The sequence below is a fragment of the Shinella sp. R2-11 genome (genome assembly GCF_055330205.1).
Genome location: NZ_JBVAPC010000004.1, coordinates 418,716 through 433,610 on the forward strand (window position 1 = coordinate 418,716; position 14,895 = coordinate 433,610).

A 14,895-nucleotide genomic window follows, 5' to 3' on the forward strand; every position below is an offset into this window, starting at 1 on the left:
TAGGGAGAAACCCGAAATGACTGTGAAAGTTGCCATCAACGGCTTTGGCCGCATCGGCCGCAACGTCCTGCGCGCCATCGTCGAATCCGGCCGCACCGACATCGAAGTCGTCGCCGTCAACGATCTCGGCCCGGTCGAGACCAACGCGCACCTCGTCCGCTACGATTCCGTCCACGGCAAGTTCCCCGGCACCGTCACCGTTTCCGGCGACACCATCGACGTCGGCCGCGGCCCGATCCGCGTCACCGCCATCCGCGACCCGAAGGAACTGCCCTGGGGCGATGTCGACATCGCGCTGGAATGCACCGGCCTCTTCACCACCAAGGAAAAAGCCTCCGCGCACCTTGCCAATGGCTCCAAGCGCGTCATCGTCTCGGCCCCGTGCGACAATGCCGACAAGACCATCGTCTTCGGCGTCAACCACGACACGCTGACCAAGGACGACCTCGTCATCTCCAACGCCTCGTGCACGACGAACTGCCTTGCACCGGTCGCCTATGTCCTCGACAAGGCCTTCGGCATCGAGAAGGGCTACATGACGACGGTCCACTCCTACACGGGTGACCAGCCGACCCTCGACACCATGCACAAGGACCTTTATCGCGCCCGCGCCGCGGCCCTGTCCATGATCCCGACCTCGACGGGCGCCGCCAAGGCCGTCGGCCTCGTGCTGCCGCAGCTCAAGGGCAAGCTCGACGGCTCGGCCATCCGCGTGCCGACCCCGAACGTCTCGGTCGTCGACCTGAAGTTCGTGCCGAAGCGCAACGTCACGGCCGAGGAAGTCAACGCCGCCATCAAGGCAGCCGCCGAAGGCGAACTGAAGGGCATCCTCGACTACGTCACCGGCCCGCTCGTCTCGATCGACTTCAACCACGACAGCCACTCGTCGAACTTCGCCGCCGACCAGACCAAGGTCCTCGACGGCAATCTCGTGCGTATCCTCTCCTGGTACGACAACGAATGGGGCTTCTCGAACCGCATGTCCGACACGGCCGTCGCCCTCGGCAAGCTGATCTAAGGAACGCCGACAATGTTCCCGCCCCTCGCCCTCAAGACGGTCCGCTGGCGTCCGTTCGAGGGTGAGGGGCTGGAGCACCTGACCGTACGTGCCGTCGACGACGGCCTTCGGGCCGAAAGCACCGTGATCGGCGAACAGGGCGACCGACCCTTCGGCGTCCATTACCGCATCGACCTCGATGACGCCTGGCGCGTGCGCGCCTTCCTGGTCGAGGATACGGCCGGCCGGCGCACCGCGATGCTGTCGGATGGCGATGGTCGCTGGCGCGGGGAGGACGGAACGCCTCTGCCCGTCTTTGACGGCTGCATGGACATCGATCTTGCCGGATCGCCCTTCACCAACACGTTGCCGATCCGGCGGCTGGGACTTTCCGTCGAACACGGCAGGACCACGCTGAAGATGGTGTACGTCCCGTTCGATACATTCGTGCCCTTCGTCGACGGGCAGCATTACACCTGCCTTTCGCCGGCAAGCCGCTACCTCTACGAAGCGGCGGATCGCAGCTTCGGCGCGGAGCTTCCGGTCGATGCCGACGGCTTCGTAACCGATTATCCCACCCTATTCGCAAGACTCTGACGGGAGCCAATGCCCATGACCTTCAAGACCCTCGACAACCTCACCGACATCGCCGGCAAGCGCGTGCTCGTCCGCGTCGATCTCAACGTGCCGGTCAAGGACGGCAAGGTCACCGATGCGACCCGCATCGAGCGCGTCGCCCCCACCATTCGGGAACTTTCCAAGAAGGGCGCCAAGGTCGTCCTGCTCGCCCATTTCGGCCGCCCGAAGGGTGAGGTCGTCGCCGACATGTCGCTGGAGCAGATCCTGCCCGCCGTGAACGACGTCCTCGGCACCAAGGTCCAGTTCGCCGCCGACTGCATCGGCGAAAAGGCCGTCGCCGCCATCGCCGCCATGCAGAACGGCGACATCCTGCTCCTCGAGAACACCCGCTTCCACAAGGGCGAGGAGAAGAACGACCCGGACTTCACCGCTGCGCTGGCCGCCAACGGCGACATCTACGTCAACGACGCCTTCTCCGCCGCCCACCGCGCCCATTCCTCGACGGAAGGCCTTGCCCATCTCCTGCCCGCCTATGCCGGCCGCACCATGCAGGCCGAGCTGGAGGCGCTGGAAAAGGGCCTCGGCAACCCGGCCCGTCCGGTCGTCGCCATCGTCGGCGGCGCGAAGGTCTCCACCAAGATCGATCTTCTCATGAACCTCGTGAAGAAGGTCGATGCGCTGGTCATCGGCGGCGGCATGGCGAACACGTTCCTGGCCGCCCGCGGCACCGATGTCGGCAAGTCGCTCTGCGAGCATGACCTTGCCGACACCGCAAAGCAGATCATGATCGAGGCGGCGACCGCCACCTGCGCCATCGTGCTGCCGGAAGACGGCGTCGTCGCCCGCGAGTTCAAGGCCAATGCCGAGAACGAGGTGGTCGACGTCAACGCCATTCCCGCCGACGCCATGATGCTCGACGTCGGCCCGAAGACCATCGAGGCCGTCAATGCCTGGATCTCGCGCGCTTCGACGCTCGTCTGGAACGGCCCGCTCGGCGCCTTCGAGATCGCCCCCTTCGACGCCGCGACGGTCTCCGCCGCAAAGCACGCAGCCGCTGAGACCAAGGCCGGCAAGCTCGTCTCCGTCGCCGGCGGCGGCGACACGGTGGCCGCCCTCAACCATGCCGGCGTCGCCGACGATTTCACCTATGTCTCGACCGCCGGCGGCGCGTTCCTGGAATGGATGGAAGGCAAGCCCCTGCCGGGCGTCGACATCCTGAAACAGCAGAAATAACGACCGGGGGCTTGCGCTCGGCCGCGGATCGCTTACATTTCCTGTATCTTCAACGAACAGAAAGGAAGGTGATCCAATGTCTAATGAGATTTCGGTCTTGGCTTCGGGCATGGGAATTGTGGTGAATGAAACGAGGCAGCCCTCGTTCTGACCCCGCCTTCCTGCGGGTCCAAAGACCCGGGTCCGCACCGGACCAAACCTCATGGGGGCCACCTTCGGGTGGCCCTTTTGCATTCGGCGGCCGCGTGAATGCTCCGCACCTTCCGGCCAAGCCCTCCTTCCCGTAAAGCCTCAATTTCACGCAAGCCCTCGTCTCCCCTCGACGTCATCCTCGGGCTTTACCCGAGAATCCACATGCCGGCGTGCCGTTGGATGGATGGTCGGATCAAGCCCGACCATGACGAAGGAAAGGTCGCAGGTCGGCGCAATGAGGGATGGGGGCGTCCCGCATGTGACGGCCGCCCTCCCCCAGGCCCTCAATTTAAGGCCGGACAAGCACCGTCAGCATCATCAGCCCGATCGCGAAAACCGTGATCTTCCAGAAATCCGTGCGCCGCCGCAGCCCCGGCAGGCCGATGGGCCGGATGATGTGCAGCAGCATGGCGGCGAGGAGCAGGGCGGGGAGGATTTTCGACATGGCGGCCTTTCTCGCCCCTTCCTGTCACACCTCGGACACTTTTCCAAGCGATCAGCGCAAGGCCTGAAAATCGCACGGTTGCAAGCTTTGCATCTGGCATTCGCCGGCAGGTACGCTATTCCTTTCCCATTGGCGAAACTGCGAAAGTCTCATGCGTAAAAACCTCATATCCGTCTTCGCGCTGCTGATGGGCACGCTGTTCCTCTTCCTCGGCAACGGCCTGCACGGCCTGCTCCTGCCCATGCGCGGCGCCTTCGAGGGATATGCGACGACGATGCTCGGCCTGCTCGGCACGTCATGGGCGAGCGGTTTCGTCCTCGGCTGCCTGCTGGCGCCCACCGTCGTCAAGCGCATCGGCCATGTGCGCGCCTTTTCCGGCTTCGCCTCGCTGATCGCCATCATCGCGCTTCTGACGGGCATCCTTGTCGATCCGGTCTGGTGGATCGTGCTGCGTGCCGTCACCGGCTTTTCCATCGCCGGCACGTCGATGATCATCGAAAGCTGGCTGAACGAGCGCGCGACCAACGAGAGCCGCGGCCTGATCTTCTCGCTCTATATCGCCATCACCCTCGTCGGCACCGTCGGCGGCCAGATGACGGTCGCGCTCGGCGACGTCACGACGCCGATCCTCTTCATGTTCGCCGGCATCCTCTATTGCCTCGCCATGCTGCCGACGACGCTCTCGACCGCCGCCTCGCCGCAGCCGCTGAAACAGGTCAGGCTCGACATCCCCGCGCTCTTCCGCACCTCGCCGATCGCCTGCGTCGGCATCGTGCTGATCGGCATCGCCAACGGCGCCTTCGGCACGCTTGGCGCGGTCTTCGGCGCCAATGTCGGCCTCAGCTCCAGCACCATCGCCATCATGATGAGCGGCGCCATCTTCGCCGGCGCCGTCATGCAGCTGCCTGCCGGCCGCATTTCCGACAGGGTCGACCGCCGCCTCGTGCTCGCCGTGCTGTCGGCCATCGCCGCCATTGCCGGCCTCTGCCTCTTCCTCTTCCAGCCGGCCTCCGTGCCCGTGCTGCTGCTGCTCACCGCGCTCTACGGCGCCATGGCCAACGCGCTCTACCCGATCGCCGTTTCGCACGCCAACGACTTCGCCAGCCCGGAGGACTTCGTGAAGGTCTCGGGCGGGCTGCTGCTGCTCTATGGCGTCGGCACGATCATCGGCCCGACGATCGGCGGCCCGATCATGTCGGCGATCAGCCCCTATGCGCTCTTCATGGTCACCTGCGTCGCGCATATCCTGATCACCGCTTACGCGATCTTCCGCAGCCGCCGCCGCGCCGCCGTGCCGGCGGAAATGCGCGACGCCTACACGACCATCAACCCCGGCACGCTGACCACGCCGGAAAGCCTTCAGCTCTCGCCGCGCGCCCTCGCCCAGCCGCAGGCCGCCGACGAGCAACAGGAGGAGCGCCCCGCATGAGCCTGTTCGACGACGACCGACCGGCCAGGAAGACCGCTCACGAGATCGGCAGCGACCTGTCGCTGCTTTCGGTGGACGAGCTTTCCGCGCGCATAGACCTCCTGCGCGCGGAGATCGAACGCCTCGAATCGGAAAAGGCGAAGAAGGGCGCGAGCCGTTCGGCGGCGGAAAGCCTCTTCCGCTAGACCTCGGGGAACAGCGCCGACAGGGGATAGGGCGGCGTCAGGCGCGGCAGCGTGTCCCGCGTGAAATAGCGGAGGGACCGGGTCTCCGGGTCGGTCCAGGTTCCGCCCTCCTCGACCACCGCGCATCTGAACAGGGTGACGACATATTCGACCTCGTCGCCGTTCGGATAGGTATGGCGGAAGTCCCGCCCGCCGAAGACCCCGAGTATCTCCACCGGAGCGACCTTGAGCCCGGTCTCCTCCAGCACCTCGCGCATTATCGCCTCCTGCGGCGTCTCGCCCGGCTCGATGGCACCCGCGGGCAGGCTCCAGCCCTCTCCCGAAGCCTTTTCCTGCAGCAGCAGCCGGCCATCGCCATCCTGGATGACGGCCGCGACCGAAGGGACGAGAAGCAGCCGCCTGCCGACCAGGCCGCGAAGCTCCATCAGATAGGACGCCATCTTCACATTCCTCGAATCGCGCTCGCTTGCGCGGGGCCGCCGCGCCGGATTGCCGCAGCCTTGCCGAAAAGACACAGGGAAAGACCGAACGGCAATAGAGTTAACCGGCCATTAAGCCTTACATGTTATTACTTGCACATCCGGTCCTTCCGGCTTCAGACATTTTCTCCCTCCGGGGTATCGGTCTGATTTTTCTCCCTGTTTTACCTTGAGAGCCGCTTTCCGCGGCTCTTTTTTTATTTGCGGCGCGCCGCATGCGGGACCTGTCCCGAAAGAATTGTGGAGATTAACCCTTTCTTAAGAATACCCTTGCGCGAATTGGGTTATGGCATCATCTTCTAGCTATAGACCGGCCACCTGGAACACCTCGGGCCGACCTGCCGTTACCTGCAAGTGATGCGTTCAACAGGGAAGAAACCATGTCCGAAAGAGGATTGAATACCGTCAGCTTCGCTGGCCACGTTGCGTCGTCGGCGCAATTCAAGTCCCTGTACGCGGAGGGCATGGGTCTGGTCGAGGAAACCGCGAGCTATCTCGACGGCGTCGGCCGGCAGGCCTCCAAGGTCCTGCCGCGCATGGCCTCCGTGCTCTATGCGGCCGAATCCATGCGCCTCACCACCCGCCTGATGCAGATGGCCTCCTGGCTCCTGCTCCAGCGCGCCGTCAACAACGGCGAGATGAGCCGCGACCAGGTGCTTTCTGAAAAGAGCAAGGTCCGCCTCGACAGCTTCAACGTCGACAAGACCGCGCCCGGCTGGAACGACCTGCCGGAAGCCTTCCGCGACCTCATCGAACGCTCGCTGCGCCTGCAGAACCGCATCGCCCTGCTCGACCGCGAGATCTACCGCCCGCAGGACGTCCAGACCTTCCAGCCGGACAACCAGAACAGCGTCCAGGCCCAGCTCAACCTGCTCCAGACGGCATTCGGGAACAACTGAGCGGCTGGCGCAAGCATCCATGCAGGGACCCGGCTTCGGCCGGGTTTTTTGTTGTCTGCGTTTCGGGTTTGAGTCACCCCTCACCTGCCTGCCGGCATCCTCTCCCCGCAAGCGGGGCGAGGAGCGCTGGGCGCGCCGTTCTGCCCCTTCTCCCCGCTTGCGGGGAGAAGGTCCCGGCAGGGGGATGAGGGGCAATTCTGCAAACAGCAGGCAACAAAAAACCCGGCCAAAGCCGGGTTCTCGAAATTCCACTGCGGAAGGCAGATCAGAGGCCGAGGCCTTCGAAGCGCTTCTTGAACTTGGAGACGCGGCCGCCGCGGTCCATGAGCTGCTGGTTGCCGCCCGTCCAGGCCGGATGGGACTTGGGGTCGATTTCGAGGTTCATCGTCGCGCCTTCCGAACCCCAGGTCGAGCGGGTTTCGTACTCGGTGCCGTCGGTCATCACGACCTTGATCGTGTGGTACTCGGGATGGATATCAGCCTTCATGACAACTTTCCTGCCTGTTCCGGGGGCCATTTGTCGCAACGGATTGCGACAGCGGGGCCAAAGACGTAAATGAAGCCGCAGTCGGTCGGACCTACGGCTTCCCAATTCGATGGCGAGCCTATACATGAAGGCCGTCTGGATAACAAGAGCCGAAAGACAATTCGTGCCGCCAGGCACTGGAAACGGGGGTATGGTGTCCACAGACAGTCAGACAGTCGCGGCGGAGAAATCCGCACGCCGCAACATTCGTCCGCTTGGCAGGCTTGCCCCCTATATAAGCCGGTATCGCGGCCTCGTCGCGGGGGCGCTGATCGCGCTCGTCCTTGCCGCCGTCACGACGCTGGTGCTGCCGGTCGCCGTGCGCCGCATGATCGACCACGGCTTCTCGAATGCCGACGCCGGCTTCATCAACACCTATTTCACGATGCTCTTCGTGTTGGCGGGCCTGCTCGCGCTGGCGAGCGCCATGCGCTACTATTTCGTCATCACGCTCGGCGAGCGCATCGTGGCGGACCTGCGCCGCGACGTCTTCGCCCATGTGACGAAGCTCTCGCCCGCCTTCTTCGACGTCAACCAGTCCGGCGAGATCGTCTCGCGCCTGACGGCCGACACGACGCAGATCAAGTCCGCCGTCGGGGCCACCGCCTCGGTCGCGCTGCGCAACCTCATCCTTTGTCTCGGCGCCATCGCGATGATGGTCTATACGAGCCCGAAGCTCTCCAGCCTCGTGCTTGCGGCCATTCCTGTCATCGTCTTCCCGCTCGTCGCCTTCGGCCGCTCCGTGCGCCGCCGCTCGCGCGAGGCGCAGGATACGCTTGCCGCCGCCTCCGCCTATGCCGGCGAGGCCATAGGCGCGACGCGCACCCTGCAGGCCTTCAATGCGGAAGAGGCCGCCCGCGCCCGCTTCTTCGGCAATGTCGAAAGCGCCTATGAGGCCGCGCGCTCGGCCATCCGCGCCCGCTCGCTGCTGACCGGCTTCGCCATCGCCATGATCTTCGGCTCCGTCGTCGCCGTCCTCTGGTTCGGCGCGCGCGACGTGCTCTCCGGCACGTTGTCGGCCGGCACGCTCGGCCAGTTCCTGCTCTATGCGGTCTTCGCCGCCGGCAGCCTCGGCGCGCTCTCGGAGGTCTGGGGCGAGCTGTCACAGGCCGCCGGTGCCGCCGAGCGCCTGACGGAGCTGCTCGCCGAGCCGCCGGCGATCACCGCGCCCGCCAACCCGGTCGCCCTGCCCGTCCCCCCCCGCGGCGAGCTGGCCTTCCGGGACGTCCACTTCTCCTATCCCGCCCGCCCCGGCTATCGCAGCATCAACGGCCTCTCCTTCGCCGTGAAGCCGGGCGAGACCGTCGCCGTCGTCGGCCCCTCGGGCGCCGGCAAGAGCACGATCCTCTCGCTCGTCCTGCGCTTCTACGACCCGGATTCCGGCAGCGTCCTCCTCGATGGCGTCGACCTGCGGGCCGCCGATCCGGAAGAGCTGCGCCGGCGCATCGCGCTCGTGCCGCAGGACGTCACCATCTTCGCCGCGACGATCCGTGACAACATCGCTTTCGGCATGAGCGGCGTCGCCGACGCGGCGATCCGCGCCGCCGCCCGCGCCGCGCAGGCCGAGGAATTCATCGAACGGCTCGACAACGGCTACGACACGATGGTCGGCGAACGCGGCGTGACGCTTTCGGGCGGCCAGCGCCAGCGCATCGCGATCGCCCGCGCCATCCTCAAGGACGCGCCGCTCCTGCTGCTCGACGAGGCAACCTCCGCCCTCGACGCCGAGAGCGAGACGCTCGTCCAGAAGGCGCTCGACAGCCAGATGGGCAAGCGCACGACCATCGTCATCGCGCACCGCCTCGCCACCGTGCTCAAGGCCGACCGCATCCTCGTCATGGAGGACGGCCGCGTCGTGGAGGAAGGCACGCATCAGTCGCTCATCCGGCAGGATGGCCTCTATGCCCGCCTCGCCCGCCTCCAGTTCGACCATGGCGGACAGGCATTCCTCGACGAGGAGCGCGCGGTCGGCTGACCACACGCCGCGCCGGAGCCTTTCGACGCAATTCCGGACGCAAAACCGCTGCGCACTTTTGCTGGAATTTGCTTTATTTCTCGGTGAGTTTCAGCTCGATGCGGCGGTTGGTGGCGCGGGCGGCGGCATCGTCGCCCTCGGCGATCGGCTGGAACTCGCCGAAGCCCGCCGCGACGAGCCGGTTGGCCGGCACGCCGTTGGCGATGAGGAACTTCACCACCGAGGTCGCGCGGGCCGAGGAAAGCTCCCAGTTGTCGCGGTAGCGCCCGGTGCCGGAGAGCGGCACGGCGTCGGTATGGCCATCGACGCGCAGCACCCAGTTGATCTCGGAGGGGATTTCCTTCGCAAGGTCGAGCAGCGCGGCGGCGAGCTTGCGCATCTCCGCCTGCCCCGCCTCGTTGAGGTCGCTGCCGCCCGAGGGGAACAGCACTTCCGACTGGAAGACGAAGCGGTCGCCGACGATGCGGATATTCTCCCGGTCGGAGAGGATTTCGCGCAGACGCCCGAAGAAATCGGAACGGTAGCGGTTGAGTTCCTGCACGCGCTGCGCCAGCGCCACGTTGAGGCGGCGGCCGAGATCGGCGATCTTGGCCTGCGAGTTCTTGTCCTTCGCCTCGGAGGCCTGCAGGGCCTCCTCGACGGCGGCGATCTGGCTGCGCAGCGCCGCGATCTGCTGGTTGAGCAGCTCGATCTGGCTCATCGCCCGCGCGCTCACCTGCTTTTCGCTGTCGAGCTCGCCTTCGAGCGTCGTCACGCGGGCGCTCGCGGCGGCGGAAGCGCCCGCACCGCTGTCGAGGAGCTGTTGAAGACGCGTGCGGTCGCTTTCCGACTGGGCGAGCGAGGCCTGCAGGTTGGCAAGCGCATCCTCGAGATCCTGCTTGCCGCTCTTTTCCAGCGCCAGAAGCTGCGTCAGCTCGTTGATCTGGCTCGTCAGCCGGTTCAGCACGTCGTCCTTGCCGGAGATCTCGCGGCTCAGGAAGAACTGCGCCAACACGAAGACGGTGAGCAGGAACATGATGGCGAGCAGCAGCGTCGAAAGTGCATCGACGAAGCCCGGCCAGTAATCGATCGTGCGCTGGCTGCGCCGGTTGCGCCCGAGCGCCATTTATTCGCCCCCGGCCGGGTGGGCCTTTTCAGCGGCGCGATCGGCCTTCTCGCCGCTGCGCGCGGCAAGGCGGTCGAGCGTGCGGCGCAGGGCCTTCGATTCCTCCTGCTGCGCCTCGATCCAGTCGCGCAGCATCTGCTGCTCGCTGCGCATGTTCTTGACGAGGCCCTGGATGCCTTCGGCAAGGCTCGCCATGGCGGCGGTCGAGCGGTTGCCGCCGCCGCTCTCCTGCGCGAGCTTGAGGATCTGCTCGGCGAGAGCCTGCACGTCGGCGGGGGACGTTCCCGCAAGGCCGGCCGCCGCCGGAAGCTCGGAGCCGACATCCGTCACCGAGGAGAGCCAGTTTTCCAGCTCGGTGTAGAAGCGGTTCTGAGCGCGCCCGGCCTGAAGATCGAGGAAGCCGAGGATGAGCGAGGAGGAAAGGCCGAAGAGCGAGGTGGAGAAGGCCGTGCCCATGCCCGTCAGCGGCGCGGAGAGGCCTTCCTTCAGCGCGGTCAGGATATCGTTCGCCGTGCCGCCGCCGGCATCGAGCGACTGGATGACCGAGCTGATCGAGCCGATCGTGCCGAGCAGGCCCCAGAAGGTGCCGAGCAGGCCGAGGAAGACGAGAAGGCCGATCAGGTAGCGCGACGTGTCGCGCGATTCGTCGAGGCGGGTCGCGATGGAATCGAGGATAGAGCGAAGCGTCGCCGTCGAAAGCGCTACGGAATGGCGCCGGCCGATCAGCGCGCGCATCGGTGCGAGCAGGACGGGATCGCGCCCGACCTTCTCGGCGCTGCCCGCCGCGCGGAAGGAATTGAACCAGCGCACCTCCGGCCGGAGCGCCAGCACATGGTTGAACACCAGGAGCACGCCGATGAGCAGCACGCCGAGGATCAGGCCGTTGAGGCCGGGATTGGAAAGGAACGCCGTCTGCGCCTGGCGGAAGAGGATCGCGGCCACGAAGCCGACGATGATGAGGAAGATCACCATCGTCCAGAAGAAGGCCATGGGGCTTGAGAGTTTGTGCGGGTAATCGTCCCCGGTCTCGGCCGAACCTCCCCAGCCCGGCAGCGCCAGCTTAGCCATGTAGTCGCATCTCCGCTTCCTCGTCGGGGCGGAGACTAGAGGAAGATTGCGCCGAATTGAAGGGGCAAGCCCGCAACACGGCGCAGGAATGCGCCGCGCCTTTCAATCGCTTAGCGCGTCGGCACCGGGCGGTGCACGACCTCGCGGAGCGCCTTGTGGATATATTCGTTGCCGGCGATGATCGTTCCGCTGTCCAGCATGGCGTTGCCGCCCTCCAGATCCGTCGCATAGCCGCCGGCCTCGCGAATCAGCAGGATGCCGGCCGCGATGTCCCAGGCCGAGAGGTCGCGCTCCCAGAAGCCGTCGAAGCGGCCGGCCGCGACATAGGCAAGGTCGAGCGAGGCGGAGCCGAGGCGGCGCATGCCGGCCACTTCCCCCATGACATGGCGAAGCTCGATGAGGAACTTGCCGTGGTTGCCCCGGCCGAGATGCGGCACGCCGCAGCCGATGACGGCATCGGAAAGGTTCTTGCGCGCGGCGACGCGCAGGCGGCGATCGTTGAGGAAGGCCCCGCCGCCGCGCTCGGCGGTGAAGAGCTCGTCCGTCGCCGGGTTCAGCACCACGGCCGCGACGATCTCGCCGTTGCGTTCGAGCGCGATGGAGATGGCGAAGCACGGAATGCCGTGCAGGAAATTGGTCGTGCCGTCGAGCGGATCGACGATCCAGCGATGCGCGCCGTCCGTACCGGCGATCTCCTCGGATTCCTCGCCGAGGAAACCGTAGGTCGGCCGGGCCTTCATCAGCTCCTCGCGGATCAGCTTCTCGGCCTTGCGGTCGGCCTGCGAGACGTAGTCGCCAGGCCCCTTGAGCGAGACCTGGAGGTTCTGCACTTCGCCGAAATCGCGCGCGAGCGACTTGCCGGCCTTGAATGCGGCCTGAACCATGACGTTGAGAAGAGCTGAACGGGCCATGAACTAAAGTCCTTCGGGAATGTCCGGCGCTCGGGACGGCAAAAGCCGCGGCGCGGGAAGCGCACCGGGACCGGGATGCGCCTCAAGACCACAAATCCCCCGAAGTTTCAAGCCTTCGCCGCGTGCAAGCGACGCAATGCAGGGTCTCGTATCGCGCAACAGGGTAAACGGCAGCGGTTTCAGGAGCCGGAGCGGTACTTGTTCGCCGCGTCGACCGCCGCCTTCTGCTGCTGGTCGTTCAGCCCGAGATAGAAATCCTCCAGCGAGGGATCGTTGAGCCCGGCGCGGCGCGCCAGCACGAACCATTTCGCCGCCTCCACCGGATCGGACTTGGTGCCGATGCCGTGGATGTAGAGCTGGGCGAGCTTGCTCTGGGCGACGGCATTGCCGCCTTCGGCCGCCCGTTTCAGCCAGTTGAAGCCGGCGTCGTAGTCGCGCTCGCCCGCCGTGCCGTTCACCAGCCACATGCCGAGGTCGAGCTGGGCGGTGTCGTAGCCGGCGCGGGCGGCGCGCAGCAGCCATTCGCGCGCCCGCTTGCGCTTCGCCTCCGGCAGGTCGGGAATGTTCGCGTAGATCTGCGAGAGCGCATATTGCGCGTCGGCAATGCCCTGCTCGGCGGATTTCTCGTAATAGGGCAGCGCCTCGCGCAGCCCCTTCTCGCCGGGACTGTCGGCCACCAGCACCTGTGCATAGTTGAACTGCGCCGAGGGATTGCCGAGCTCGGCCGATTTCTTCATCAGCTCGTCGGCCTTCTTGCGGTCGTCCTTGGAGCGCGAGCGCTCCATCAGCAGAACGGCATATTTGAACATGCCGGTCGGGTCGCCGCCATTGGCCGCCTGCTGGTACCAGAACATCGCCTGGTCGCGGTCCCGCTTCACGCCGAGGCCGCGGTCGAGGATTTCCGCGACGAGCGTCTGGGCGGCCGGATCGCCGAGCTGCGCGCGCGGCAGGGCAAGGTCCATCGCCGTCAGGTAGCGCCCGCGCTGGAAGGCGCCGTAAGCTTCGTCGACCTTGCCGGCGAAGGGCTTTTCCGCCGGCAGGTCCGGCAGGTCCGCACCCATGCGGTCGAGCACCGTCAGGCCGCTCGACGGCCCGTCGGCGGGCGTGTCCCCGTCCGCAGGCCTGTCCGCCGGCTTTTCGAATGTAGCGGCTGGCTGCTGGGCATCCTTCGCCTTCGCATCCGCCTCGCCGGCGGTGACGGCGGGGCCTTTCTTCGCCGTTTCCGCGGCAGCGGGCACGGCCGCAAGGGCAACCGTGGCGAGAAGCGCCAGAGGCGCGATGCGGCAAGCGTGCGAGAAAACGGCCCTGATCATGAGCGCCTACTATTCCCCAAACCGTGGCGCTTTTTCGTCAAGCAGGGCGTTCACGGCCGCAACGACATGCGGCGCCTGCCCAGGATCGGCAAAGACCGCCTTGTCGAGCGCCACGAATTCGGCGCCGCTCTCGGCAACGGCGAGCGCCGACTGCGGATCCGTGCCGCCGAGCACGATGCAGGGGATTTCCACCATCGAGGCCCACCATTCGGCAAGCGCGAGGTTCTTCGGATGGGCCTCCGGCTTGATGTCGCCGCCGATCTTGCCGAAGAAGATATAGTCCGGCTGCACCTCGCCGATCTCCAGCGCCTTGTGCCGGTCCGTGGCGTTGCCGCCGCCGACGATGAGGCGCGGCGTGAATTTCTCCACCGTCTCGCCGAGCTCTTCCAGCCCGCCCGTCACATGGATGCCGTCGGCCTTGGCCCGGCCCGCGACACGCGTGTCGCCGGCAAGGAGCGCGGCCGCGCCCGCCTTCTGGACGATCTGCACCAGCACTTCGGCGTGCTTCTGGAACTGGCCGTCGTCGAGGCCGTATTGCGGCAGGATCACGGAAGCGACGTCACCGCCCTTCAGCGCGCCCTCCAGCATGGCGGCCCGCGCGGGAAGCTCCTCGCCCTCGGGTAGGATCAGCACAAGGCGGCAGCGGGTTTCGACGTCGGACATGGATGGGCACTTCCCTCGGATTGAGATGTTCGGGGCTCGTCATAACAGATCAAAGCGGATAGACGGAAGGACGAAGAGGATCAATCGCCTTCCATGCCCATCGACCCCACCATCTATTATGCCGCCATCCCCGCAGTCCTGCTCGTCGGCCTCACCAAGGGCGGCATGGGCGAGGCGCTCGCCCTCATGGGCGTGCCGCTGCTGGCCATGGCCGTGCCGCCGGTGCAGGCCGCCGCCATCCTCCTGCCGATCCTCGTCGTGATGGATTGCGTTTCGCTCTATATCTGGCGCCGGCACAACGACCGCATGCTCCTGAAGATGATGCTGCCGGGCGCGCTTTTCGGCATCGCCATCGGCTGGGCAACCTCGGCCTATGTGCCGCGCGATGCGTTGCGCCTCATCATCGGCCTCATCACCGTGCTCTTCGTCGCCCGCTATTTCTACAACAGCTGGCGCGCCCGGCACGGCTACGTCATCGCCGCTAAGCCGCACCGGCTGGTGCCGGCGGCCTTCCTCGGCACGCTTTCCGGCTATGGCAGCTTCGTCGCCCATGCGGGCGGCGCGCCCTTCCAGGTCTACGGCCTGCCGCTGAAGCTGCCGCCGCGCGAATATACCGGCGCTGGCGTGCGCTTCTTCGCCATCCTCAACTTCATCAAGCTCGGCCCCTATTTCGCCCTCGGCCAGCTCGATACCGAGAACCTGACGATCTCCGCGACGCTCGTTCCCCTCGCCATCGCGGCGACGGCCTGCGGCGGCTTTATCGTCAAGCGCATGAAGCCGGATGTCTTCTATCCCTTCATGTATGCGATGGCCCTCATCGCCGGCCTGAAACTCGTCTATGACGGGGCTCTCGCCTTCCTCTGACAGCTTTTCGGCACCGCACAATTTGCTTGCCG

At 66.0% G+C, this 14,895-nt stretch carries 16 protein-coding genes; 8 read left to right on the plus strand and 8 right to left on the minus strand.

Translation table 11 applies throughout. The features are described 5' to 3' along the window. Nucleotides 1–16 precede the first annotated feature (16 nt). From gap to ACZ1A1_RS13915, 3 genes are read left to right on the plus strand one after another with little or no spacing between them, the layout of a single operon-like run. A complete protein-coding gene (gene gap / locus ACZ1A1_RS13905; protein WP_203316037.1) occupies nt 17–1,018 on the plus strand; it encodes a type I glyceraldehyde-3-phosphate dehydrogenase in 1,002 nt (333 codons plus the stop codon). Between the two features lie 12 nt (nt 1,019–1,030). Then, complete coding sequence (locus ACZ1A1_RS13910) at nt 1,031–1,594, plus strand: putative glycolipid-binding domain-containing protein (protein WP_463620380.1); 564 nt, start codon at nt 1,031–1,033, stop codon at nt 1,592–1,594. A gap of 15 nt (nt 1,595–1,609) precedes the next feature. Then, the gene (locus ACZ1A1_RS13915) at nt 1,610–2,809 is read left to right on the plus strand and encodes a phosphoglycerate kinase (protein ID WP_463620381.1); all 1,200 of its coding nucleotides are present in this window, start codon (nt 1,610–1,612) and stop codon (nt 2,807–2,809) included. 481 nt (nt 2,810–3,290) lie between these two features. Here ACZ1A1_RS13915 and ACZ1A1_RS13920 read toward each other — a convergent pair whose 3' ends face one another. Next, nucleotides 3,291–3,446, minus strand: coding sequence for a hypothetical protein (locus tag ACZ1A1_RS13920; RefSeq protein ID WP_463620382.1), 156 nt, complete (start codon nt 3,444–3,446; stop codon nt 3,291–3,293). Nucleotides 3,447–3,597: 151 nt separating this feature from the next. Between ACZ1A1_RS13920 and ACZ1A1_RS13925 the strand changes: the two genes are divergently transcribed. Then, nucleotides 3,598–4,875, plus strand: coding sequence for an MFS transporter (locus ACZ1A1_RS13925; protein ID WP_463620383.1), 1,278 nt, complete (start codon nt 3,598–3,600; stop codon nt 4,873–4,875). Further along, nucleotides 4,872–5,060: a DUF1192 domain-containing protein gene (locus tag ACZ1A1_RS13930; RefSeq protein ID WP_119256702.1), complete on the plus strand. Its 189-nt coding sequence runs from the start codon at nt 4,872–4,874 to the stop codon at nt 5,058–5,060. The genes ACZ1A1_RS13925 and ACZ1A1_RS13930 overlap by 4 nt, the downstream gene beginning before the upstream one ends. Here the strand turns inward: ACZ1A1_RS13930 and ACZ1A1_RS13935 are convergent. Continuing rightward, the gene (locus tag ACZ1A1_RS13935; protein WP_463620384.1) at nt 5,057–5,500 is read right to left on the minus strand and encodes an NUDIX domain-containing protein; all 444 of its coding nucleotides are present in this window, start codon (nt 5,498–5,500) and stop codon (nt 5,057–5,059) included. The two genes, ACZ1A1_RS13930 and ACZ1A1_RS13935, sit on opposite strands and share 4 nt — an antisense overlap. Nucleotides 5,501–5,919: 419 nt before the next feature. Between ACZ1A1_RS13935 and rcdA the strand changes: the two genes are divergently transcribed. After that, on the plus strand, nt 5,920–6,438 hold the full coding sequence (gene rcdA / locus ACZ1A1_RS13940) for a protease adaptor protein RcdA (protein ID WP_119256700.1): 519 nt from the start codon (nt 5,920–5,922) through the stop codon (nt 6,436–6,438). Between the two features lie 265 nt (nt 6,439–6,703). Here the strand turns inward: rcdA and rpmE are convergent, their stop codons facing one another. Next, entirely contained in the window at nt 6,704–6,925 is a 222-nt protein-coding gene (rpmE, locus tag ACZ1A1_RS13945; RefSeq protein WP_119256699.1) for a 50S ribosomal protein L31, read from the minus strand. Between the two features lie 190 nt (nt 6,926–7,115). Here rpmE and ACZ1A1_RS13950 point away from each other — a divergent pair, with 190 nt between their 5' ends. Further along, a complete protein-coding gene (locus ACZ1A1_RS13950) occupies nt 7,116–8,939 on the plus strand; it encodes an ABC transporter transmembrane domain-containing protein (RefSeq protein ID WP_463620385.1) in 1,824 nt (607 codons plus the stop codon). A gap of 73 nt (nt 8,940–9,012) precedes the next feature. On the opposite strand, the gene ACZ1A1_RS13955 is transcribed toward ACZ1A1_RS13950, so the two are convergent. The 5 genes from ACZ1A1_RS13955 to ACZ1A1_RS13975 all read right to left on the minus strand — a co-directional run bounded on the left by ACZ1A1_RS13955 (nt 9,013) and on the right by ACZ1A1_RS13975 (nt 13,999). After that, complete coding sequence (locus ACZ1A1_RS13955; protein WP_463620386.1) at nt 9,013–10,044, minus strand: peptidoglycan -binding protein; 1,032 nt, start codon at nt 10,042–10,044, stop codon at nt 9,013–9,015. Beyond that, nucleotides 10,045–11,112, minus strand: a complete 1,068-nt coding sequence (locus ACZ1A1_RS13960) for a MotA/TolQ/ExbB proton channel family protein (RefSeq protein WP_463620387.1) — start codon at nt 11,110–11,112, stop codon at nt 10,045–10,047. A gap of 110 nt (nt 11,113–11,222) precedes the next feature. Then, nucleotides 11,223–12,023, minus strand: a complete 801-nt coding sequence (locus ACZ1A1_RS13965) for an inositol monophosphatase family protein (RefSeq protein WP_313196482.1) — start codon at nt 12,021–12,023, stop codon at nt 11,223–11,225. Between the two features lie 179 nt (nt 12,024–12,202). Beyond that, the gene (locus tag ACZ1A1_RS13970) at nt 12,203–13,336 is read right to left on the minus strand and encodes a tetratricopeptide repeat protein (RefSeq protein ID WP_463620388.1); all 1,134 of its coding nucleotides are present in this window, start codon (nt 13,334–13,336) and stop codon (nt 12,203–12,205) included. Nucleotides 13,337–13,345: 9 nt separating this feature from the next. Continuing rightward, nucleotides 13,346–13,999 carry a thiamine phosphate synthase gene (locus ACZ1A1_RS13975; RefSeq protein WP_463620389.1) on the minus strand — a complete coding sequence of 218 codons (654 nt, stop codon included), beginning with the start codon at nt 13,997–13,999 and terminating at the stop codon, nt 13,346–13,348. 93 nt (nt 14,000–14,092) lie between these two features. Between ACZ1A1_RS13975 and ACZ1A1_RS13980 the strand changes: the two genes are divergently transcribed. Further along, nucleotides 14,093–14,863 carry a sulfite exporter TauE/SafE family protein gene (locus ACZ1A1_RS13980; RefSeq protein ID WP_463620390.1) on the plus strand — a complete coding sequence of 257 codons (771 nt, stop codon included), beginning with the start codon at nt 14,093–14,095 and terminating at the stop codon, nt 14,861–14,863. The last annotated feature ends 32 nt before the right edge of the window (nt 14,864–14,895 follow it).

Bases quoted from the DNA above. Each gene is read 5' to 3' on its own strand.
- ACZ1A1_RS13960 (WP_463620387.1), bottom strand. From the start codon at position 11,112: ATGGCTAAGCTGGCGCTGCCGGGCTGGGGAGGTTCGGCCGAGACCGGG.
- ACZ1A1_RS13930 (WP_119256702.1), top strand. From the start codon at position 4,872: ATGAGCCTGTTCGACGACGACCGACCGGCCAGGAAGACCGCTCACGAG.
- ACZ1A1_RS13920 (WP_463620382.1), bottom strand. From the start codon at position 3,446: ATGTCGAAAATCCTCCCCGCCCTGCTCCTCGCCGCCATGCTGCTGCAC.
- ACZ1A1_RS13910 (WP_463620380.1), top strand. From the start codon at position 1,031: ATGTTCCCGCCCCTCGCCCTCAAGACGGTCCGCTGGCGTCCGTTCGAG.
- ACZ1A1_RS13980 (WP_463620390.1), top strand. From the start codon at position 14,093: ATGCCCATCGACCCCACCATCTATTATGCCGCCATCCCCGCAGTCCTG.
- ACZ1A1_RS13975 (WP_463620389.1), bottom strand. From the start codon at position 13,999: ATGTCCGACGTCGAAACCCGCTGCCGCCTTGTGCTGATCCTACCCGAG.
- rpmE (WP_119256699.1), bottom strand. From the start codon at position 6,925: ATGAAGGCTGATATCCATCCCGAGTACCACACGATCAAGGTCGTGATG.
- ACZ1A1_RS13950 (WP_463620385.1), top strand. From the start codon at position 7,116: ATGGTGTCCACAGACAGTCAGACAGTCGCGGCGGAGAAATCCGCACGC.
- ACZ1A1_RS13965 (WP_313196482.1), bottom strand. From the start codon at position 12,023: ATGGCCCGTTCAGCTCTTCTCAACGTCATGGTTCAGGCCGCATTCAAG.
- ACZ1A1_RS13915 (WP_463620381.1), top strand. From the start codon at position 1,610: ATGACCTTCAAGACCCTCGACAACCTCACCGACATCGCCGGCAAGCGC.
- ACZ1A1_RS13925 (WP_463620383.1), top strand. From the start codon at position 3,598: ATGCGTAAAAACCTCATATCCGTCTTCGCGCTGCTGATGGGCACGCTG.
- ACZ1A1_RS13935 (WP_463620384.1), bottom strand. From the start codon at position 5,500: ATGGCGTCCTATCTGATGGAGCTTCGCGGCCTGGTCGGCAGGCGGCTG.
- gap (WP_203316037.1), top strand. From the start codon at position 17: ATGACTGTGAAAGTTGCCATCAACGGCTTTGGCCGCATCGGCCGCAAC.
- ACZ1A1_RS13970 (WP_463620388.1), bottom strand. From the start codon at position 13,336: ATGATCAGGGCCGTTTTCTCGCACGCTTGCCGCATCGCGCCTCTGGCG.
- rcdA (WP_119256700.1), top strand. From the start codon at position 5,920: ATGTCCGAAAGAGGATTGAATACCGTCAGCTTCGCTGGCCACGTTGCG.
- ACZ1A1_RS13955 (WP_463620386.1), bottom strand. From the start codon at position 10,044: ATGGCGCTCGGGCGCAACCGGCGCAGCCAGCGCACGATCGATTACTGG.